The sequence below is a fragment of the Acinetobacter sp. ABJ_C4_1 genome (assembly GCF_044538495.1).
Lineage (GTDB): Bacteria > Pseudomonadota > Gammaproteobacteria > Pseudomonadales > Moraxellaceae > Acinetobacter > Acinetobacter nosocomialis_A.
In genome coordinates this window covers 1-20579 of sequence record NZ_JBIUCQ010000019.1, presented here as the reverse complement: position 1 = coordinate 20579, position 20579 = coordinate 1, and the positions used below count along the sequence as shown (strand labels likewise).

Genomic DNA, 20579 nt, shown 5'->3' with positions numbered 1-20579 from the left:
GCAAGTTAAGTTATATTAGTCGTATAGATTTTTAGCTCAAACTATTGAGCCATGACGAATATAACAATTGATTTTTTTTGCAAAGGGGAATTTTTATGTCTGAGCATAATTCGATTCAATTTGATCCAACAGCGTTGCTTATTATCAAGAATGAAATTGATAACTCAATAAAACTGGTAGAAGGTGCTGTAAGTACATTAATTGAAGAACAAGCTCTCCCTTTTGGTATTGATGATGCGTTAGAACAATTTAAACAATGCACTCAAGTATTACGCCTTATTGATATCCCCTATTTGGCAAAAATTACTCAATATTCAACTGAGTTGATGCAAAAAATTATGGCTAAGCCAGAACACATCAACACCGATGAGGTTGTTGCTCTTAGTGAAGGCACGACCATGGTGAAACGCTATATTGAATTTATTTGTTTACGTGAAGTTGAAGTACCCCAGTTTCTTTTGGACACTCTAAACAATTTGGAAAAAGCCTTAAATAAACCATTAACATCATCTGGTCAGCAGATTGCTTCAAACCTTACAACAACTTCACTTGAGTTACCGTTACCCGAAGTGCTCATTAATGAGAAAACTCAGTTTATCCATCAGCTTTATAAATTATCTTTGCATCAATTTTTAAATAAAACTGAAACCACTCGAGACTTTCAGGCATTCAAACTTATTGGTAGCTATTTAGTCAGCATGGCTCATGGTCAACCAAGCCAACAATATTGGCAATTGGTTAACTCTGCCTTTAATCACATTGATGAACTTGTTTTAAATGACGCTCGCTTACGTGTATTCATTAATCTTGAGAGCGCTATAGGTCTATTTTTAGCATCGCCAGAAAGCTTTGAGGCAAACTTAACTGCTCTAGCAGATATTATTAGTATTGTGATTGGACAAGAAGACCAACTTGCGCAGCAAATTCGTGGGCAGCTAAACATTGGTCGTGAGTTCCTTACCGATACTCAACTTAAAGCACTGAGCCAACATTTGTATGGTCCAGACTTTGATACCATGCAAACGGTAAGTCAATTGATCTTAGACGAAATGAACAAAGTTCGTAATGATATTGAATACAACTACCAAAACATGTCGCCAGAAAAGGCTCAGCAACTTCAAAGCAGCCTTATGCAGCTTGCTCATACCTTTAACTTACTCAACTTAAATGAAGCAGCAGCCGAGCTTTCTCATCAAGCAAGCAGTTTAAGTCAAATCAATATATTGAGTAATGAAAACTACGCTCAGCAGCTCATGAAGAGCATTTTATCTGCCATGAACGCAATTGGTATTTTGGTACGTCATTACTCATCTAACCGTCTACAAATTCGTGTGAACAACACTAATATTTCTTTAGATCGTTTAGATGAAGCACATGAAACATTATTAAATGAAACAAAAAATTTAATCGATTTTGTATGTCAAAGTTTGACTTTATATGCCAACGATCAAACCCAAAATATTGAAGCAATTGCAGGCTCATTAAAAGAATTGGCTGGTGCGGCTGAATTTTTAGGAAGTACGGTTCAACAAAATGCTCTGCTTGAAACTGCTAAATTTGTACAGCAGCAAATCGACCAGAACCAACCTTTTAGTCATGATCAGATTTACTGTATTTTTAACGTATTAGCTGGACTAGATATGTTAGTTGACAATTTAAAAAATAAACAGCCTGTTCTACAATCCATGTTTGATGTAGCATTGCTAAGTAGTCAACAACTTCAAAAAAAGGCAGCTTAATGTCTGAATTATCACTTGCTTATATTTTTCATCACCAACAATTATTGGTTGACCAAAACTTTCAATTACCCAAAGTCGAAAAGTTAGCAAGTGATCTGCTTTTCACTCATGATGAACAGGTCATTGCACGTGACCTGCTGAGTGAAGAAGCTATACCAGAAGGTCTGCAACTCGTTCCAATTCGTCAACTTATTTCTAACTGGTCAAAAGAGCAATTTTTACAGGCGAGTCGTGCTGTACAGTTGCTCGAATGGAGACGTAATCACAAGTTTTGCAGCCACTGTGGACATGCCACCGAAGTACACTCAAGTGAATATGCGATGGTATGTCCTGCTTGTGGTTATCACCAGTACCCTCGCGTCAACCCGTGCATTATTACCATCATTACTAAAGGTGATGATGAAATCTTGCTGGCAAAATCTATTCACAATAAAACCAACATGTATGGTTTGATTGCAGGTTTTGTAGAAGTTGGGGAAACTCTTGAAGAGGCTGTTCAACGCGAAGCTTTAGAAGAAGTGGGCCTTAAACTCAAAAATATTCAATATATGTCCAGCCAGCCTTGGCCGTTTCCAAGTAATCTTATGATTGCATTTAAAGCTGAATATGAGTCAGGCGAGATTTCTTTGCAGGAAGATGAAATTGCTGATGCACAATTCTTTAAATTTGATCAGCTTCCTGAAATTCCATTTAAAGGCAGTATTGCACACGCAATGATTACGCAGATTACTCAAGCAAAGTAATCTGCACTTTCTAAAACTCAATAGTTTTAGAATACTTCATCAAGAAAATGCAAAATGGTTCGTTTTGTTCTGAAGTAGTGACTTACAAAACTCGATAGACTGGCCAAAATCGTGATATGGCCAGTTTTAGGGATAATAGCAATATGGCTATGATTCCCCTTCTCCCTAAGAGCTTGATCCATATCCAAAGTATTATGTTGCTTTACGAGCTGATCATTTTCAGCCATGAGTAGATAATGCTTAATATTATTTTGATTTACAAAATAATAAGGCATTACCTCTTTATAAGAGATACCTTGATCAAAAGCATCTTCAGCAAGCGGGTCACCCTTATAATCAAAATGATACGGACCAGCTAAACCGACTATTGCCTTAATTTTCCCTAAACATTCAATTTTAGTTGAGTCAGGGTGATAAACAGCAGACATTACATTAAATGCACCTGCCGAATGCCCCATAAGCACAATATTCTCTGTCGAGATTTCGTGTTTTTCCTGATTTTGATGCAAATAATTTAACGCTTGTGTTAAGTCATCTACATAACTTGGAAAAATATTTTTTGGGGCGAGCTGATAGTTAATGACAGCAACGTCATAACCTTCTTTTGTAAAGGCTTCACCCACAAATAAATAGTCTCGTTTATTACCATGTTGCCAAGCACCACCATGTACAAAAACAATGAGTGGTCGATGTGCTAAACGCTTAGTAGAACGATAAATATCTAAACGATGGCGAGGCTTTAAACCATAACGCACATTTAAAACCTGCTCAAAACCATCTTTTGGTGTAAAACGGTTTAAAGCAAAGCTCCCCAAATCATAGAGGCGGAACTCTTTATAAAGAGTTCTCGCCTGCTCAATTTTGCTTTGTAATTGTTCAATCAAGTTCATATTTTATTGTGCAGTAGATGATGCTGGATCTGCTTGGTCCGGATCAATTGCAACAGGAGTTTGAACTGTTGGTTGAGCAAGAACATTATTAATTACTGGCGTAGTCGTTGTATTACCAGTCGATGCTGATGGAGCCGGTGCTAAATCAATGTTATCAATAAGCGTTACAATTTTGGTCACGTTACCCACATTTTGAAGCACATTATTTAAGTCATTAATTTCAGCTGTATTTAAACGACCCATCACATATAAAACACCATCTTCGGTATGGACGAGTACTTTACTGTCCGATACAACTGGCGCTTTCATTAATAGAGCACGTGTATTTGCAGTTACACCAGCATCTTGCATGATCGTGTTATAGCTTACTTTGTTACCTACCGTAATATAGTTATGTACGGCTTTCACATCGCTCATCGCTTTAACATTGTCTTCTGCTAGCTGTTTCAAGTATGGGTCTGGCACCTGACCAGTTAACAATACCGTGCTATGGAAGCTTTCGATGTTAATACGAGATTGTTTAAAACGCTGATCAAGCTTATAGAGGTTAATATTCGCTGTACGTTTAATTGAAGAATCAATGAATACCTGACCTAAGCTACGTACACCACTATCTGTTCCAACTGGAGCTGTACCTGTTCCACCAGAAATAAAACTTGCGCAACCTGACAAACTTGCGACACAAAGCGCTGTTACAGCAATACGTTTCAACACTCCACCAGACTCCTATCAATCTCTTCTTGGCTTGATCATAAACATCGGTTTTAATTTGCTCAAAAGAGTAATGAACTCTTAATCCAAAGTAAATGCATTTTCGATCCATTGCAGATCATAATGGAATTTCGAAAAGTCTTGCTGTACTGTTTTTGCAATTTTCTGTGGAAAATCAAAACAAATCACATCAAAACGACAATAAAAATCCTGATAAGATGGGTAGCGCTGTAAAAACCTCATCGCCGTTTTAATTATTTTTTTCTGTTTGCTCACATTGACCATTTCACAAGCTTGTCCATAATTTCCCTGTCCACGCGCTTTTACCTCAACAAAAATCAATTCGTTACCGCGTTTTACAATCAGATCAACCTCTCCACGGCGTGAATGATAATTACTGGCGACCCATTCATAATTTTGTTCTTTTAAAATTTTTAATGCTGTTTGTTCAGCCCATTGCCCGAGCTGCTGCGCGACTAACATAATTTTCCCCATTAGAAATGTAAATATTCTCAATGCTTGCTCTATACGTTTTTAATTTTTTTCAATTGAGCAAATCAAAAGCAGATACTTCGAAAAATAAAAAGCCCACTGACTTTGTTCACGCCAAAAAGATAATTTCGGGTACACTAACCGATTAAAATTGTTTATCTGTACGGAGTAAAAACCAAATGAGTGCTCAGTTATTTGTTGTAGCCACACCTATCGGGCACTTAGATGATATGACTTTCCGTGCAATTGATATCTTAAAATCAGTTTCTATTGTGGCTGCCGAAGATACACGCCAGTCGGCTCAATTATTTAAGCACTATAATATATCTACCCCACTTACAGCATGTCATGACCATAATGAAAGCAATAAAATTGATCAGCTAGTTCAAAAGTTACTCGCTGGTGAAAATATTGCTTTGATTAGTGATGCAGGCACACCACTTATTAGTGACCCTGGTTTTAAACTGGTTCGAGCTGCTCAAGAACATGGTATTAGAGTTATACCTGTACCGGGTGCATGTGCTGCAATTGCGGCGTTAAGTGCGGTAGGCTTACCAAGTGACCGCTTTAGTTTTGAAGGCTTTTTACCATCAAAAGCTTCTCAACGTATTACGCAACTCGAAAAACTTAAAAATGAAACTCAGACCTTAATTTTTTATGAAGCACCACACCGTATTTTAGAATGCGTAAAAAATATGGCTGAAGTATTTGGTGAAAACCGCCCTGTCGGTTTTGCACGTGAAATTACCAAAACTTTTGAAACCATCAAAAAAATGACTTTAAAAGATTTGGTTAGTTTTATTGAAAATGACCATAACCAAGAAAAAGGTGAAATTGTTCTTGTGGTTGGTGGTGCACCGGAAAAAACCGATCTGGAACAAGAAAAACTAGACGAACTTTTAAAACGCTTACTTCAAGATTTATCTGTTAAAGCGGCATCTCAACTTGCTGCCGATTTAACAGGTATTAAGAAAAAAGTCGCTTATCAACGTGCACTTGAGCTGACACAATCTTAATTTTTTAACTAAGTGTGGTGATGGCAAATACTTTATGCCATCCCGCGCATGAATTTTGCATAATAATATTAAAGATAAAATTCAACACGTTTCAAACTTTTATCATCGCAAGCTCTCTTAACTTTATCATCGCAGTATTTGTTTTGCTGATTGAACAATTGTTTCGGTCAGTACATCGAGTTGCTTCGACTGTCTTTTCCAGTGGTGCCAATACAAAGGAACATCCAGTTGAGCCTCAGGCATAATGTCAATAAGTGTTCCATTTTCAAGTAATGGTTGAACTTGAAGTTCGGGTACCATTCCGTAACCTAAACCCAGCTGAATTGCTTTAACGAAAGCATCTGTGGCAGGAATAAAACTATAAGGATAACTCTGCATCGGTAAACCATATCCTTTTAATAAAACTTCCGAATGCATTAAATCTTTATGATTAAAAATAACGGCGGGAGTTTTTCTTAAAGTTTCTCGGTTAATTCCACCACTAAACCACTGGTTTACAAATTCGGCCGATGCCAGCATTTTATAGCGCATTTTACCAAGAGGCTGAGCTAAGCAACCCGCCATCACCTGCTCTTCTGCTGTAATACATGCATTGACCTGCCCTGTTTCTAGCAAAGTATGCGTGTGTGATTGATCATCAATTTTTAGCTCTAGCACTATTTTTTCTTTAAATAACGTTTGTTGAATAGTGGGTAAAAGCCAAGTTGCTAATGAGTCTGCATTTGAAGCTAAAGCAATTTTATAAAATTCCGATTCAGAAGATTTGCCCATTAAACCTTGTAATAGATTTTGCTCCATTAACCTTGTATGACGTAAATGCTGAAGTAAGGTTTGTCCTGCTTGTGTGAGTACACAAGGGCGGCCACGTATAATTAAAATCTGACCCAAATATTTTTCTAGTGCTTGTACACGTAGTGATACGGCAGAAGGCGTTATACATAAATGCTCTCCTGCTGCATCAAAACTCCCGACTTCTGCAACAGCCAGAAAAGCTTCACATTGCTTACTATCTAACATATACAAAACCTAAATTATTTTTAGCCAAACCTAAATATTCTTAATTTTACTTATTTCTTAATAAAAAGTCAGATAATTCCCCCATCTGATTTTTTCTGCTTAATGGTTATGCTTTCTCTGAGTGTATTTTTTAAAGGTTTAGGTATTGGTAGCGGTCTAATTGTAGCAATTGGTGCTCAAAACGCTTTTGTTCTAAAGCAAGGGCTTAAACAGCAATATGTATTTTGGTTATGTTTAATCTGTGCCTTGTCTGACTCGATTTTAATCGCCTGTGGTGTATTAGGTTTTGCCGAAATTATGACAGCATCTCCCATCTTAATCACAGTCGCTAAATATTTAGGGGCAACATTCTTATTCGTCTACGGTGCAAAAGCATTTTATGCTGCGTTTAAAACGAATCAAGGCATGGAGCTTGATGGCAGTCAAAAACAGACTCTAACCCAAGCACTTATAACCTGTCTTGCCTTTACTTGGCTAAATCCACACGTCTATTTAGACACCATTGTACTGATGGGGTCGGTTGCAACTCAGCTAGAAGATAAAATCAGTTTTGCCTTGGGCAGCATTCTTGCTTCTTGGATTTTCTTTTTCAGTTTGGGTTATGGTGCAAGATTATTAAAACCACTATTTATCAATCCAAAAGCTTGGAAAATTTTAGATTTTCTTATTGGTTGTGTTATGTGGAGTATTGCAATTTCACTTCTCATCTAATGCATTCAAACACTAAAAAGTACCATACTTAAATGGTACTTTTTATTTATGCAATCAAAATTAAACCTGTGAACCCAACATCACCTTTGACTGTTTTCGTTCCTGTAATGATTGCTTAATCACAGCATAGCCCGAAGATACACCTAAGTATGCAATCACAAAGGCTACCAATAAATCCGGAAATACAGTGCCTGTTCCAAACACGCCTACAGCAGCAAAAATAACAGCAATGTTGGCAATAGAATCATTTCGGCTACACAGCCAAACAGAACGCATATTGGCATCACCATCTCTAAATGCATAAAGCATTAAAGCAACCGAAACGTTAGCAATTAAAGCCATTACCCCAATTGCCCCCATGACCATCGGTTCAGGTGAAACACCATGAAAAAATGACCATACCACTTTTGCAATGACGAAGAAACCAAAAGCGGCCATCGTAATACCCTTAACAAGAGCTGCGGTTGCGCGCCAATAAAGACTCATCGAAAGTACAACTAAAGACAAAGCATAATTTGCAGCATCTCCGGCAAAATCTAGTGCATCCGCCCATAGTGAAACAGATTGGGCTTTATAACCACCTACTATTTCAACTACAAACATGAGTGCATTAATTACAAGAGCAATCCATAACGCTTTTCTAAAGCGCGGGCTTACTTTCTTTGTAGGAGAACATGTTGAAGCACATCCACATCCAGCCATTTTATTTCCTCAAAAACTCTTTTATAGTGATTAAAAACCCTTGAGTAGCTCCAGAGTCAAGTCTTATGAGTCTTTCTATTGGCCAATTATCAAAAAAAGCGGATGTCCCAATCGATACTATTCGTTATTACGAAAAAGTAGGTGTGCTGGACCGTATTCAGCGTTCAGAAAATAATTATCGTGTTTACACAGATCAAACACTCGCGGACCTATTGTTTATTAAGCATTGCCGCGAATTAGATATTTCTCTCAACGACATTAAAACGCTAAAAGAAATGAAAGCTCAGCCTAAACAGGCTTGTACGGAAGTTGATAATTTGGTGAATAAATATTTGATTGAAGTATCGGAAAAAATTGAACGACTTTTGCTTTTAAAAGAAACACTCATCGATTTAAAACGACATTGCTCGACCGACCGTACAGTAGATGAATGCGGCATTTTAAAAGAACTGCAAAATAACCTTTAACTCAACCTAAAAGCCAATAAAAAAGCATCACTCATGTGATGCTTTTTTATTATTAAAGGTCGCTATGTTCGTCTGGCGGAACTTCAGTAATTCTCCCGCCGCGAGCTAAAAACGCAGCAATTTCATCTTCCAATGCTTGGCGCTGTTTTTGTTTCGCAGTTACGGTAAGCGTTTCTGCTTCAGCAAGATCAGCATCAGTTAAGTTGCCTGCTTCTTCATCAGCCGCGCCACTCTCAGCCGCTTTGGCTTCATCTTCATCTACAGCAGAATCTTCTGCATCTTCATAATCATTGATATCTGTCATATTTACACTCCCCACAATGATTTGTATTGCATCATCGCTATGGTCTTTGAGACCTCAGAAATTTAGCAATCTCTTTGCATTTAGCAAAGAGCCAAATTGGTCAAATCCGTATCTTTTCTGACCGATTTGGTAATGATATATAAATGATTGTTTAAAAAATATCTACTGATATTTATTTAGACCAGTAGAGCATAAACTTCGTAATTATTTTAACGACTATACAGGGTGTTTTGTAAAGCCCCTAAACCGTTTGCTTGTTGCATAAAACGCTCTTTTAAGAACGAAATTTGTTCAACCTGCTTAAGCCCTGCATTTCTGACCCAAATAAATGGGAATAGCTCAGAACTTTCTAACCAACCAATTGCCGACATACTATGCATCATCGCATCGTTTTGTCCTTTACGGCGGTGCTCATAACGCATTAAGGTTTGTTCATGCGCCCATACGCCACGACCTAAATCATGCAGTAGTGCATCACAAAGTACTGCAGCATCTAAACAACCAATATTCACCCCTTGCCCAGCAAGCGGATGGATAACATGAGCTGCATCACCAATTAGGGCTAGGCCAGCTTTAATGTATTGTTTTGCAGCACGCGCTTTCAATGGAAATTGTGCTCTTGAACGAACATCTAGCACTTCACCCAACATATGTTGGCTTTCACGGGTTAGAAGTTGCATAAACTCAGCATCACTTAAAGCTGAATATTCATCGGCATAATCATCTGGTAGTGTCCAGACAATGGACTGCCAGTAGCCGTTTTCACTTTCTTCAAGACTCGCCATTGGCAAATATGCTAAAGGCCCTGTAGGTAAGAAGAGTTGACGAGCAACATAGTGATGAGGTTTAGAAGTCTTTATTGCACAGCTAATGGCTGCTTGCTTGTAATCTAGTACGTCGAGGTCAATAAAAGCTTGCTCACGTACAAATGAATTTGCACCATCTGCACCAATAAGTAGTTTAGTTTTAAGCGTAGAACCATCAGCCAGTTGAATATGCCAGCACCCAACACCTTGCTCAATACGGGTAACGCGAACTTGAGTACGATAATCTGTTAACTGCTCAAGCATTTTTTGTTGAATGGCAACATTCAATACGCTTGGCTCAACCATAGAACCCAAGGCTTGTTCTGGCATTGGCCTTTGTACAGACTCATGGCCAAAATTAATTTCACCATAGCCATTTAAATTCCACACTTGCATGCCGGTATAAGGCATTTGACGTGCCAAATCATCCCAAACATTCACTGTTTTAAGTAAATGAATAGTCGCTTGGCTAAGTGCTAAAACACGTGGGTTCATCACACTTAATGTTTTTTCAATATCAAGTACAGGGGCAGCATCAAGCACCGTAGGCTGTACACCACCTTGTGCAAGTAATAAAGCAGTTAAGCCCCCAACTAGTCCACCACCAACAATAACGACATCTAACACTTCACTCATGCTTTTAGCCCCATTGCATAGTTCGCTACCAGTGGCTTAACACCCGGAATTACATCAAATGCAATTAATCCCGTATTACGAATTAATTTTAATAATGGATTTTGATTACTAAAACCACGAACGACAGTATCGCAGAACTTAATCACTCGTTGTTGATCAGATAAACGGGCTTGTTCATAGGCAAGTAAATTATCTGGGTTACCAATGTCATCAGATGTGCTTAACTGGTTTACCAAATAACGTAGCAACACATCTGCATCACGTAGGCATAAATTAAAACCTTGCCCTGCAACAGGATGAATAGTGTGTGCTGCATTACCCATTAAAATAACGCGTCCAACCGCTTGTTTATGCGCAAGCACTTGTGAAAGCGGATAACTAAAGCGCTTACCCGTTTTTTCAAATTTACCCGCTCGGTCACCATAAGTTTTTTGCAAAGCATCTAAAAAGTGTTGGTCGTTTTCTTCGCCCAACCACTCATCTTCAGTGCCCTTTTTAACAGGCCATACCACTGAGCGACGGTATTCACCCGGTAATGGCAATAAAGCTAAAGGCCCTAATGCACTAAAACGCTCAAACCCTACATGCTCATGTGGCTTTGAAGTTTGAACAGTCGTAACGATCGCAACCTGATCATAGTCATGGACATCAACACCCACACCAATTGCTTGACGACAGAAAGAATCACGCCCATCTGCTGCAATTAATAATTTTGACTCAAGCTTTAAAAGTTCATCACCGCGCTGAGCTTCGATATATACTTGTTCAGCATCTTGAGTTAAAGCAGTGACTTGTACGCCATCAATTAGCTCAATCAAAGGTTGTTGGCGTACTTGAGTTAATAAAACACGACCGAGCCACGCATTCTCAATGACTTGTCCAAAGCTTTCGACTTTTTCTTGTTCTGCAACTAAACGTGCTTTACCAAAACTGCCTTGCTCAGTAATGTGAACCTGCAAAATTGGGGTAGCATGTTGTTGTAATGCATCCCATAACCCTAGCTTCTGATAAATCTGTACGCTACGACGTGATAAAGCCGTATTACGTGCATCGAAACTAGAATGGTAAGGGGCAACATTCTGATCATCATAGTTTGGGTATTTCACAGCTTCTAATAGCTTGACTGCGATATTAGCCTTCGCCAGCATGAGGGAAAGGCTCAAACCCACCATACCCCCACCTACAATAATCACTTGTTGTTGCATCGAGTTTGCTCCTTTGGCGAATACGTTTAATTATGCTTTAGCTTGCGCCATTAAATGTTCAATGTCTGCAATATCTTTAACTACATCGGCAGTTAAAACTCGTGGGCCTTTTGACGTTGCGACCACATCATCTTCAATACGAATACCAATACCACGCCATTTTTCATCTACTGTTTCATCATCTGGCGCAATATATAAACCTGGTTCAACAGTAACGACCATGCCCTCTTCATATTGTCGCCACTCGTCATCTTTTTTATAAGAACCGACATCATGTACATCCATACCTAACCAGTGGCCTGTACCATGCATATAAAACTGACGATATGCTTCATTTTCAATAAGCTCACTCACATTACCTTTGAGCAAACCTAAATCAACTAAGCCTTCAGTTAAAATTTTGACCGCAACCTCATGAGGTTCACGGTAGGCATTACCAATACGTACTGCATCAATCGCCGCATATTGAGATGCCAATACCACTTCATATAATGCTTTTTGTTCTGGACTAAATTTTCCGTTTACCGGAAAAGTACGGGTAATGTCCGATGCATAAAACTCATATTCACATGCAGCATCAATTAAAACCAAATCACCGTCTTTAAGAGGCTGGTTATTTTCAACATAGTGCAAAATACAAGCATTGGCACCGCCACCAACAATACTGTTGTAAGAAGGCACACAGCCGTTTTGCCCAAATACATAATTAAGCTCGGCTTCAAGTGCATATTCCATCATGCCGGGGCGAACAGTTTGCATTGCACGAGTATGTGCCTTAGCACTAATTGTTGAAGCAATTTGCATTAGCTCAATTTCTTGCGGTGACTTGATTAAACGCATTTCATCAACAATGCGATCAAGTTGAACTAACTGAGCTGGAGCAGCTTCATGACGGTGCTCTGCATTTGCTTTTTTAATCCATTGGCTTACTCTGGCGTCAAATGCAGCATTGTGTCCGATTCGATAATAAAGACGTTCTTTATTTAATAATTTTTCAATAATTTCTTCATCAAGCAGATCAATCGCATAGGCTTCATCTGCCTCATATTCTTCAATTGCGCCATCAATTCCAGCACGGTAACCATTCCAGATTTCCATCTCACGATTACGTTCACGACAAAATAGACTATAGCTATAGTCTGTAACATCATCAAAGGTTTCTATGACAGCAACTGCCTCAGGCTCTGCAAAACCAGTCAAATAGAAAAAACTACTATCGGCACGGAATTTATAATCCGCATCACGATTACGGTACATTTCCTCACGCGTTGCAATAATCGCAATGCTGTTTGGACCCATTTTTTCTGCTAGACGATTTCTGCGATGTTGAAAATCAGCTTGAGGTAATTTCATAATGATCTACTTGATTTAGAATTTTAAAGTCAAAAAATTAAACACAGCCAATAACACATCGCCTCAATTAACTTGGGCGATGTGGTGTAAACATTTCTACAATATTTTGATCTGCAGTGCCTACAGCAGAAGTTTTACTTTTTGCATAAAAGTTTTTCAATAATGAACTTTCAGCAACTGTTACTTTCTTTCTACCAATAGATAAGCTCACTGGAATAAGACGTACAAATTCATACAATTCTTCGTAACTGCTTTCGCCTTCTTCGTCATTATCAGAATCTTCAAACTCTACTGCTGCTACATCTTGTAGATGTTCAATTAATTCGCGCTCATCAGCACGTACATGACCCGATGCCAAACCAAAACCAAGTACAACGCCAGCACACCAGTCTGATAATGCTTGTACACGGTCTTGAAGCGTATGCTCATCATCTGGAAGCATTGGTAAATAGTCCAATTCATCTTCCGACAATGCATGCGCTACATCTTCGGTTTCATCAGTTAAAAGCGCTAAAGCTTCTTCATTTAAATCAGGAACATTAAGTGTTGTTAAAATTTGTGTCCATTCTTCACGCGTTGGTGCTTCTGTCACACAAACAATACCTGTTAGTAAACCATGTAACTCACTAGGGCTTGAAATTTCTTCAATTCCTTCAAAATGAGCGTTCCATTCTGTCCAGCCTGAAATATCGTCTTGCATTCGTTTATCCAATCTCTATACTTCGTATATATTACCTTTGATTGCAATTCTGTGCGACCTCGTTATGTTAGAACAATTACAGCGGCTACAAGCGCATATTGGCGTTTTAAAAACACGCTTACATCATCTAGAGAGTGAAAATTCTGCTCTCTCGGAAGCTAAACAACTAGCTGAAACAGAGCATCACGCACAAGTTGTGCAAAAAAATAGCATCATCACTAAAAAACAAGAGGAAATTGAGACATTAACTGAGCAACTCACTCAGTTACAAGGTCAATTTCAACAATTGAATCAAGATGCTAACACACTTGCAGAGCGTTACAGCCGCCTAGAAAAAAGTACGACCGATTTAAAAAATCGTTTTCAAGAAATTTTGGCTGAGCGTAATGAGTTACGCGTCACTAAAGAAAAACTTCAGTCACACCAACGTCAAACTCAACAAGAGTTACATGATTTGCAGCAAGACCGTGACCGTTTGTTACAAAAAAATGAACTTGCCAAAGCAAAAGTTGAAGCAATTATTCAACGTTTAGCAATTTTAGGTACAGCTCAAGATCAAAATGCGCAAGAAATTCAGCAACTTGCTCATCCAAATGCTGAAGCTGGTGAGGAGACACAATCATGAGTGAACAAGTCATGGTAGAGCTTCGTCTGATTGAGCAAACATTTAGGCTTGCAACGACATCAGATAAAAAAGATGAGCTTGAACGTGCAGCTGAACTTCTTAATGAGAAATTCAACGATATGCGCCGTAGTGCCCCTCGCGTTGAGCATAATAAACTTGTCATTATGGTTGCTCTACAGCTTACCCAAGAAGTGTTAAGCCTTAATAAATCTTTGCAAGAATATACGCATTGTGAACGCCTATTACAGGCTATTTTGGAAGATGTTGAACAAACAGTTTAATTAACTTCTGATAATAAAAATGCCTTGCTCTATTCATTGATAGTGCAAGGCATTTTTGTATTGAGGGTCTCTTATGTACCTCATGATTGTTATATATACTTTTAGTGTACAAAGCTTCATCAAATGAAGACTAACTTTACAGTTCAATAAACTCAGACGATTGCCAACTGAATAAGATCGGTTATACTTAAGCTATCTCTGGGATGTTCGCCAGCGGGTCTATTCCCCTGCCGATACTTAAACTTATGGATTGCGTTCTGTATATTTAGAGTGTATGCCTACCTTCGAGTAGGAAACCCAGCAAGTATACGTCGCGTCCACCTTGAACTCGTCGGGTTCAGGGTAACGACACATGCAGCGGCATCTTCGGAGCATTGATTTTTATTAAATGATTAGAAATATAATTTTTATTTAAATTAAGCACTCTAGACAGAACCGTCAGTCTATTCCTTTTATTTCTTATAATTAATTAGCTAAACTTAAAAAATTAAACGCATATTATTTTTCGTTTCTATTTAAGCATTCTTGATACCACCCTGTCTGAAAATCTTCGATGGCTTTACGCTTAAAGAAACTTGTTTTAAATACTTTGGCAGCATAAGCTGAGTTAATTAAGTCTTGATAAAGCTGCTTTGCCTTTTCATCTGTAAGCCCATCAGCAATTTGTTGTAAATCTTGTGAAGGCACTTTTTGTTGTCGTGCTTCCATCACGTTATAAGCAACTTTTTTTACGACATTACAAATATCCGGATCATTTGTGTTTTCAGTAGCGTAGCAACCCGAGGCAATCAAACTTAGCAATAATATTTTAAATTTCATACCCCTAGCCTATATTTATTATTAAATGTCCATTTAATAAAACGAATAAATGAAAAAGATTTTTCTTTCAAAATGTTCAGGTGGGATTGATGACATAAAAGTAAACCATCATGACCACTAACAAGATAGAAGCAAGCGTTAAGTAGGTGCCAACCGTATTAAAACTCTGCAAAAATTTTAAAATTTGCATTTCAAATCCAATGAAAATTTAAATAATTAGCAGGAATAAATTTAGCACAACTAAATAATGCCAATCAATTCACAATTATTATTTTTTATGTGATAAACAACAGATTTTTAATTATCACATTTTATTCCTAAAGTTCCTTTATAGTAATCCGTTGCACTTTTCAAATCTGACAGCAATTTTTCTTCAGTATACGGCTTTGGTGAAATTTTTATTAATGCTGGCATATATTGTTTTTTATACACATCAGGATAGTCATGGCATAAAATTTTAACCTTAACTTCTTGAGGTGTTTTGGGGTTATCCAATTGATCTAAAAACTCACCAATTTTTCGGTCAGACTCTTCAAATTGAGCATTATAGTCAACTTGAGGAGCTTCAGATTCTGCCTGTTTCGTGCATGCACTCAGCAAAGCCGTGCATACGATCACTGTTAAAATTTTTAGCTTCATAGACTTCACATTTTCATATTCATCTTTAAATATACTTATCCTGATTAAATGTAAATAAATACTGTAAATACGTAAAAAAGCTAAAAAATCTTATAAGGATGTCTTTTTCTAAAGGAAAGTAATTTTTATTTTATCGATTAAACTAGATTGTTTTATATTGCTTAAATTTCGGTGAAAATATAGAAAAATAGGTATAATTTTGCACGACTGATCTCAAATCTTTGTTAGATTTATCCATGAATGAACTAAGTTTTATTAGAAAAAATTTAAGATCTAAAAGACGTTCTTTAACCCCATTTGAGCAAAAACAGGCTCAGCTTAGCGTATTACATTTCCTGAATACTCTTCCTATTTTTCACTCTTCAAAAAAAATTGGCTTATATCTACATGCTTTCGGTGAAATTCATACCGATCTTTTGATCAAGCTTTGTTTTAAAAAGAATAAACAAGTCTATTTACCTATGATTTGTTCAATGAATCAACGTTTAGTATGGGTAAAGATCAATAAAAACCAATATTTAAGTCGTCGTTTTTCTCATCATCCCTTAGGTATGAAAGAGCCTATGGCAACGCGAGGAAAACATGTATCACAGCTTGATTTACTGCTTATGCCTCTTTTAGCCTGTGATCACTACGGGACACGTATTGGCATGGGTGGTGGTTATTATGATCGTACATTGGCAAGTGCTAAGCATAAACCTTACCGTTTAGGGCTGGCTCATCAATTTCAATTTATTGAACACACATTAGTGCGTCAAAGCTGGGATCAACCCTTAGATGGTTTGGTCACGCCACAGCACTTTTATTATTTTAAAAGATGATTTTTATAGAAAATTTATAGAACCTTAAATATATCTTTTTACTTTTTAGTCCCTTAAAACGAAAAAGTAACCACCTTATGGATGGTTACTCTTACGTGACAGGCTGTTACCAACTTATATTAACACGTCTATTAGGTGCTAAACATTGAATAAGTTGAGAATTGTGACCACCTGAACATTGCTGATATAAATCAGTCTGGCTATTCGCATGTATTTGAATACGATTCGGATCTACACCTTGGTTTACAAGTAGTTTAGCAACCGTATTCGCTCGTTTAGATGATAACTCTTGGTTATAACTAAACTTACCTAATGGATCTGCGAATCCAGAAACAATAATAGGTGTTGTTGATGGGATTTGCTTAATTTGATCGACAACATTGTCTATATTGTTTAAACCTTGCTGTATTGAACTAGCATCAGATCGATCAAAAGCAAATAAAACACTCGCTGTACGTCCATTAACCGCAGTGCTATTTGTAGGAGGCTGGTTGTTTTCACCCCAGGCCATCAACCCTTCACATGCCTCACCTTTCCAAGATAAACGTTCAGCCAAATATTGTTTATTAAAATCAATGCGTAACTGACAACGTTGATATTGATTACTATTTGGGACACGTATATCTAATACATAGTTCCAGACTTTTACTGCAAATAATCCTTCACTAAATTGTGGATTACCTAGTAAAGCTCGAATTTGGTCTTTATTTAGCCCTAAATCCAAGCGCGCAACGTCATCATACTCATAACGCTTAACTTGCTTAAGATAGCTATCAGATACTTTAGGAAACGTGACATTTTTTTGAGATACTGCTTCTTCTTGTGCATAACTAACCATTGCCAGGCCAGAAAGAACAGCAATAAATAACGCTTTAACTGTATTTTTCATATTTTTACTCTCGAAATGGAGAATGAGGAAGGCCTTACCTTCCTCGCCTAGCGAAATTAGTCAATTACACCACTAATACCGATACGAACACTTGGATCACCTTGAGAAGCTGCAGCTACACCACCAGTCAGTGACCAACGACCATTATCGGCAGTTTTACGTAAGGTCACACCGACAGCATTTTCACCGCCATGATATGCAGCACCAACAGCATAGGTATATTTACCAGCAACAAATGGTGCATTTTCTAATGCCATCGCAGCAGCAATACCAGCATTTGCTCTTTTCTCGACATCATCAATACGTTGATTTGTCGCATAGAATGCTTGCTCAAGCTTATTACTTACATTATCAATTTTGGTATTTAATGTTTGGTCAGCTTGATTCAATGCACCTATCGCATCACCCACATTGTGGTAAGACTGATCACCTACGTTATATGTTGGATTTGAGAAGCTTTGGGTAATATTGTCATAACCTGCTCCACCACCTAAGTAGTTTACAAGCGCCTGATTTGTTGTATTAAGTTGAGAACCATTTACTGCATCTTTTGAAGTCGCTGTAACTGCTCCCGCTTTAACACCAGTCACCGTACGGTCACCTGCTGTTCCAGAAACGTTAACCTGAGTGCCACCAGTATCTTTACCAACAGTAATCGCAGCATCTTTATCAGCTTGCTGAACTAAACCTGATTTACCATTGTTAATATTGCTGATGTCAGTCTGAAGATTTGAAATATCGCCCGTATTTTTGTCGACCTGTTGTTGAACAGTCCATAACTGGCCTCCATTAACAGCATCTTTAGAACCTTCTGCTACAGTACCATTTGCTACATTTTTAATGGTTGTACCATTAGCACCGCCAGCTAAAGTAATAGAGTCTTTGTTAACTGATCCATCACTATTTTTATCGTACTGCACAGCACTATTAGCAAGAGCACCAACATTATTGTTTATGCTACTTATTGCGCTGTCCAGTTGTCCTTTGTTTACCGCATCTGTAGAAGAAACACCTGCGGCTACATTACTTATCGTTTTATTACCAGCACTAATTCCAGAAGTAGTGATACTCGGACCACCAGCAATGATTAAGCCTGTTGATCCTAACTGGACGTTATCACCAACTTTTACGCCAGTCGTATCGATAACGGTATTACCAGTCGTAACACTATCAACTTTCAAGTTTTTGTTTAGCGCAACTTTAATATCGCCTTCATTGTCCGTTTGACTAGTCTGAGCAACAGTTAAGTTATCATCACCCGTAAAATTCACTTTACCATTTGGTTTGATCTTTTTAGCAGTCGCTGCATCACCATTGGCTGAAACTGTCCAGCCTGCATTCGCTGCCGTACCTGCATCAGTAACTGCTTTATCAAGTGCTGTTAAAGCATCACCAACATTATTTGCACTTGTACCTGCAACATTATAAGTCGGGTTAGAAATTGAACCATCTGTATTAGCTTTAGCACCACCACCAAAGATACTTGCAGTTGTATTTGTAACCTGTGTTACACGATTATCTACATGATCAAGCTGGCCTTTGTTTACTGCATCAGTAGCATTGGTGCCTGCTGCTACGTTACTGATGGTGTTACCCGCAGCATCAATACCAGTCTTGGTCACACTTGGTCCACCAGTGATGGTTAAACCATTCGTATCCAGCTTGCTGTCCCCTGCCGTTACACTGTCAATATTCAGGTCACGATTTAACCCATACTGAATCGTATTGCCGGTCTTGGTCACTTTCAGGTTCGTTTCACCTGCAACCGTACCAATGTCTACCGTATCACCAGCTTTTACTGCAGCGGCATTGGTCCCATTGCTTTGTAAAGTCCAGCCTTTGTCTAATGCAGTGATCGCATCGCCCACGTTATTGACGTTGTTGCCATTCACAGTATAGGTCGGTGAACTTACTGCACCTGTAGTGCTGTCATAGCTTGCGCCACCACCCAGATTATTAGCTGTACTGTTGCCCAAGGCATCGGTCTTATTGTTGCTTGACGTGCTTAACGCATCAAGCTGGCCTTTGTTTACTGCATCGGTTGCTGCTGTGCCCGCACCGACATTGGTAACTTTCTCACCATTTGCATCCAGTCCGTTCGCTGTCAGCTTCCCTGCAAACACAGGCGCATCGGCAAGTTGAATATCAACGGTATTACCACTGATAACCGTTTTAACATTCGAGTTCGAGCCAGATGCTGTCAGCCCACCTGTGATATTCAGGGTTTCACCCAATTTACGGTCGACACTGCCGCTGTTACCCGCAAAGGTAATCGGTTTAACCACTTCATTGTTCAGGTTAGTTAAGGCATCACCGACATTGTTGGCATTAACTGTTGTACCGTCAGTTTTAGTGGTGACATAAGTTGGTGAGCTTACTGCACCTGTAGTGCTGTCATAGCTTGCGCCACCGCCCAGATTATTGGCTGTGCTGTTACCCAAGGCATCAGTCTTGTTGTTGCTTGATGTGCTTAACGCATCAAGCTGGCCTTTGTTTACTGCATCAGTAGCATTGGTGCCCGCTGCTACGTTACTGATGGTGTTGCCTGCAGCATCAATACCAGTCTTGGTCACACTTGGTCCACCAGTGATGGTTAAACCATTCGTATCCAGCTTGCTGTCACCTGCCGTTACACTGTCAATATTCAGATCACGATTTAAGCCATACTGAATCGTATTGCCGGTCTTGGTCACTTTCAGGTTCGTTTCACCTGCAACCGTACCAATGTCTACCGTATCACCAGCTTTTACTGCAGCCGCATTGGTACCATTACTTTGTAATGTCCAGCCTTTGTCTAATGCAGTGATCGCATCGCCCACGTTATTGACGTTATTGCCATTCACAGTATAGGTCGGTGAGCTTACTGCACCTGTAGTGCTGTCATAGCTTGCACCACCACCCAGATTGTTGGCTGTGCTGTTGCCCAAGGCATCGGTTTTGTTGTTGCTTGACGTACTTAACGCATCAAGCTGGCCTTTGTTTACTGCATCGGTTGCTGCTGTGCCCGTACCGA

23 protein-coding genes and 1 other RNA gene are annotated in these 20579 nt (G+C 38.7%); 9 read left to right on the top strand and 15 right to left on the bottom strand.

The window, feature by feature from the left end; translation table 11 throughout:
* Nucleotides 1-95: 95 nt before the first annotated feature.
* Together ACIF8R_RS16990 and nudC are read left to right on the top strand one after the other, a co-directional pair.
* Nucleotides 96-1739: a chemotaxis protein gene (locus tag ACIF8R_RS16990; protein ID WP_396482116.1), complete on the top strand. Its 1644-nt coding sequence runs from the start codon at nucleotides 96-98 to the stop codon at nucleotides 1737-1739.
* Nucleotides 1739-2482, top strand: coding sequence for an NAD(+) diphosphatase (nudC, locus tag ACIF8R_RS16985; protein ID WP_198071460.1), 744 nt, complete (start codon nucleotides 1739-1741; stop codon nucleotides 2480-2482). The genes ACIF8R_RS16990 and nudC overlap by 1 nt, the downstream gene beginning before the upstream one ends.
* A 26-nt stretch (nucleotides 2483-2508) precedes the next feature.
* Here the strand turns inward: nudC and ACIF8R_RS16980 are convergent, their stop codons facing one another.
* From ACIF8R_RS16980 to ACIF8R_RS16970, 3 genes are all read right to left on the bottom strand, one after another.
* Nucleotides 2509-3372 carry an alpha/beta hydrolase gene (locus ACIF8R_RS16980; RefSeq protein ID WP_396482113.1) on the bottom strand — a complete coding sequence of 288 codons (864 nt, stop codon included), beginning with the start codon at nucleotides 3370-3372 and terminating at the stop codon, nucleotides 2509-2511.
* 3 nt (nucleotides 3373-3375) lie between these two features.
* Nucleotides 3376-4086, bottom strand: coding sequence for a BON domain-containing protein (locus ACIF8R_RS16975; protein WP_396482111.1), 711 nt, complete (start codon nucleotides 4084-4086; stop codon nucleotides 3376-3378).
* Between the two features lie 78 nt (nucleotides 4087-4164).
* Complete coding sequence (locus tag ACIF8R_RS16970) at nucleotides 4165-4566, bottom strand: YraN family protein (protein WP_396482109.1); 402 nt, start codon at nucleotides 4564-4566, stop codon at nucleotides 4165-4167.
* 188 nt (nucleotides 4567-4754) lie between these two features.
* Between ACIF8R_RS16970 and rsmI the strand changes: the two genes are divergently transcribed.
* Entirely contained in the window at nucleotides 4755-5591 is an 837-nt protein-coding gene (gene rsmI, locus ACIF8R_RS16965; protein ID WP_087606553.1) for a 16S rRNA (cytidine(1402)-2'-O)-methyltransferase, read from the top strand.
* 126 nt (nucleotides 5592-5717) lie between these two features.
* Here rsmI and ACIF8R_RS16960 read toward each other — a convergent pair whose 3' ends face one another.
* The gene (locus ACIF8R_RS16960) at nucleotides 5718-6608 is read right to left on the bottom strand and encodes a LysR family transcriptional regulator ArgP (protein ID WP_396482107.1); all 891 of its coding nucleotides are present in this window, start codon (nucleotides 6606-6608) and stop codon (nucleotides 5718-5720) included.
* A 108-nt stretch (nucleotides 6609-6716) separates the two neighbouring features.
* Here ACIF8R_RS16960 and ACIF8R_RS16955 point away from each other — a divergent pair, with 108 nt between their 5' ends.
* A complete protein-coding gene (locus tag ACIF8R_RS16955) occupies nucleotides 6717-7319 on the top strand; it encodes a LysE/ArgO family amino acid transporter (protein WP_396482106.1) in 603 nt (200 codons plus the stop codon).
* Nucleotides 7320-7379: 60 nt separating this feature from the next.
* On the opposite strand, the gene ACIF8R_RS16950 is transcribed toward ACIF8R_RS16955, so the two are convergent.
* Entirely contained in the window at nucleotides 7380-8021 is a 642-nt protein-coding gene (locus ACIF8R_RS16950; RefSeq protein WP_396482104.1) for a cation transporter, read from the bottom strand.
* A gap of 65 nt (nucleotides 8022-8086) precedes the next feature.
* Here ACIF8R_RS16950 and ACIF8R_RS16945 point away from each other — a divergent pair, with 65 nt between their 5' ends.
* Entirely contained in the window at nucleotides 8087-8488 is a 402-nt protein-coding gene (locus tag ACIF8R_RS16945; protein WP_272197678.1) for a MerR family transcriptional regulator, read from the top strand.
* Between the two features lie 52 nt (nucleotides 8489-8540).
* On the opposite strand, the gene ACIF8R_RS16940 is transcribed toward ACIF8R_RS16945, so the two are convergent.
* From ACIF8R_RS16940 to ACIF8R_RS16920, 5 genes are all read right to left on the bottom strand, one after another.
* Nucleotides 8541-8792, bottom strand: a complete 252-nt coding sequence (locus ACIF8R_RS16940; RefSeq protein WP_033852997.1) for a hypothetical protein — start codon at nucleotides 8790-8792, stop codon at nucleotides 8541-8543.
* 209 nt (nucleotides 8793-9001) lie between these two features.
* Nucleotides 9002-10234, bottom strand: coding sequence for an FAD-dependent monooxygenase (locus tag ACIF8R_RS16935; protein WP_396482102.1), 1233 nt, complete (start codon nucleotides 10232-10234; stop codon nucleotides 9002-9004).
* Nucleotides 10231-11439: a 2-octaprenyl-6-methoxyphenyl hydroxylase gene (gene ubiH, locus ACIF8R_RS16930; protein ID WP_396482100.1), complete on the bottom strand. Its 1209-nt coding sequence runs from the start codon at nucleotides 11437-11439 to the stop codon at nucleotides 10231-10233. The genes ACIF8R_RS16935 and ubiH overlap by 4 nt, the downstream gene beginning before the upstream one ends.
* Nucleotides 11440-11469: 30 nt before the next feature.
* Entirely contained in the window at nucleotides 11470-12792 is a 1323-nt protein-coding gene (gene pepP / locus ACIF8R_RS16925) for a Xaa-Pro aminopeptidase (RefSeq protein ID WP_288420634.1), read from the bottom strand.
* A 67-nt stretch (nucleotides 12793-12859) separates the two neighbouring features.
* On the bottom strand, nucleotides 12860-13492 hold the full coding sequence (locus tag ACIF8R_RS16920; protein ID WP_031996835.1) for a UPF0149 family protein: 633 nt from the start codon (nucleotides 13490-13492) through the stop codon (nucleotides 12860-12862).
* Nucleotides 13493-13556: 64 nt separating this feature from the next.
* On the opposite strand from ACIF8R_RS16920, the gene ACIF8R_RS16915 reads away from it, so the two are divergent.
* From ACIF8R_RS16915 to ssrS, 3 genes are all read left to right on the top strand, one after another.
* Nucleotides 13557-14117 (top strand): hypothetical protein, encoded by a 561-nt coding sequence (locus ACIF8R_RS16915; RefSeq protein WP_253860784.1) that lies wholly within the window; start codon nucleotides 13557-13559, stop codon nucleotides 14115-14117.
* A complete protein-coding gene (locus ACIF8R_RS16910) occupies nucleotides 14114-14398 on the top strand; it encodes a cell division protein ZapA (RefSeq protein WP_288420635.1) in 285 nt (94 codons plus the stop codon). The genes ACIF8R_RS16915 and ACIF8R_RS16910 overlap by 4 nt, the downstream gene beginning before the upstream one ends.
* A gap of 192 nt (nucleotides 14399-14590) precedes the next feature.
* Nucleotides 14591-14775: non-coding RNA, 6S RNA (gene ssrS, locus ACIF8R_RS16905), on the top strand.
* Nucleotides 14776-14896: 121 nt separating this feature from the next.
* On the opposite strand, the gene ACIF8R_RS16900 is transcribed toward ssrS, so the two are convergent.
* The 3 genes from ACIF8R_RS16900 to ACIF8R_RS16890 all read right to left on the bottom strand — a co-directional run bounded on the left by ACIF8R_RS16900 (nucleotide 14897) and on the right by ACIF8R_RS16890 (nucleotide 15856).
* The gene (locus ACIF8R_RS16900; protein ID WP_367592741.1) at nucleotides 14897-15217 is read right to left on the bottom strand and encodes a hypothetical protein; all 321 of its coding nucleotides are present in this window, start codon (nucleotides 15215-15217) and stop codon (nucleotides 14897-14899) included.
* A 76-nt stretch (nucleotides 15218-15293) separates the two neighbouring features.
* On the bottom strand, nucleotides 15294-15407 hold the full coding sequence (locus tag ACIF8R_RS16895; RefSeq protein ID WP_253861125.1) for a hypothetical protein: 114 nt from the start codon (nucleotides 15405-15407) through the stop codon (nucleotides 15294-15296).
* Nucleotides 15408-15514: 107 nt separating this feature from the next.
* Entirely contained in the window at nucleotides 15515-15856 is a 342-nt protein-coding gene (locus tag ACIF8R_RS16890) for a hypothetical protein (RefSeq protein WP_396463847.1), read from the bottom strand.
* Between the two features lie 236 nt (nucleotides 15857-16092).
* On the opposite strand from ACIF8R_RS16890, the gene ACIF8R_RS16885 reads away from it, so the two are divergent.
* Nucleotides 16093-16677 (top strand): 5-formyltetrahydrofolate cyclo-ligase, encoded by a 585-nt coding sequence (locus ACIF8R_RS16885; RefSeq protein WP_396482097.1) that lies wholly within the window; start codon nucleotides 16093-16095, stop codon nucleotides 16675-16677.
* Between the two features lie 106 nt (nucleotides 16678-16783).
* On the opposite strand, the gene ACIF8R_RS16880 is transcribed toward ACIF8R_RS16885, so the two are convergent.
* Nucleotides 16784-17566 carry an OmpA family protein gene (locus ACIF8R_RS16880; protein WP_396482095.1) on the bottom strand — a complete coding sequence of 261 codons (783 nt, stop codon included), beginning with the start codon at nucleotides 17564-17566 and terminating at the stop codon, nucleotides 16784-16786.
* Nucleotides 17567-17622: 56 nt separating this feature from the next.
* Nucleotides 17623-20579 (bottom strand): YadA-like family protein (locus ACIF8R_RS16875; protein WP_396482094.1); only part of this gene is annotated, 2957 nt, incomplete at its 5' end.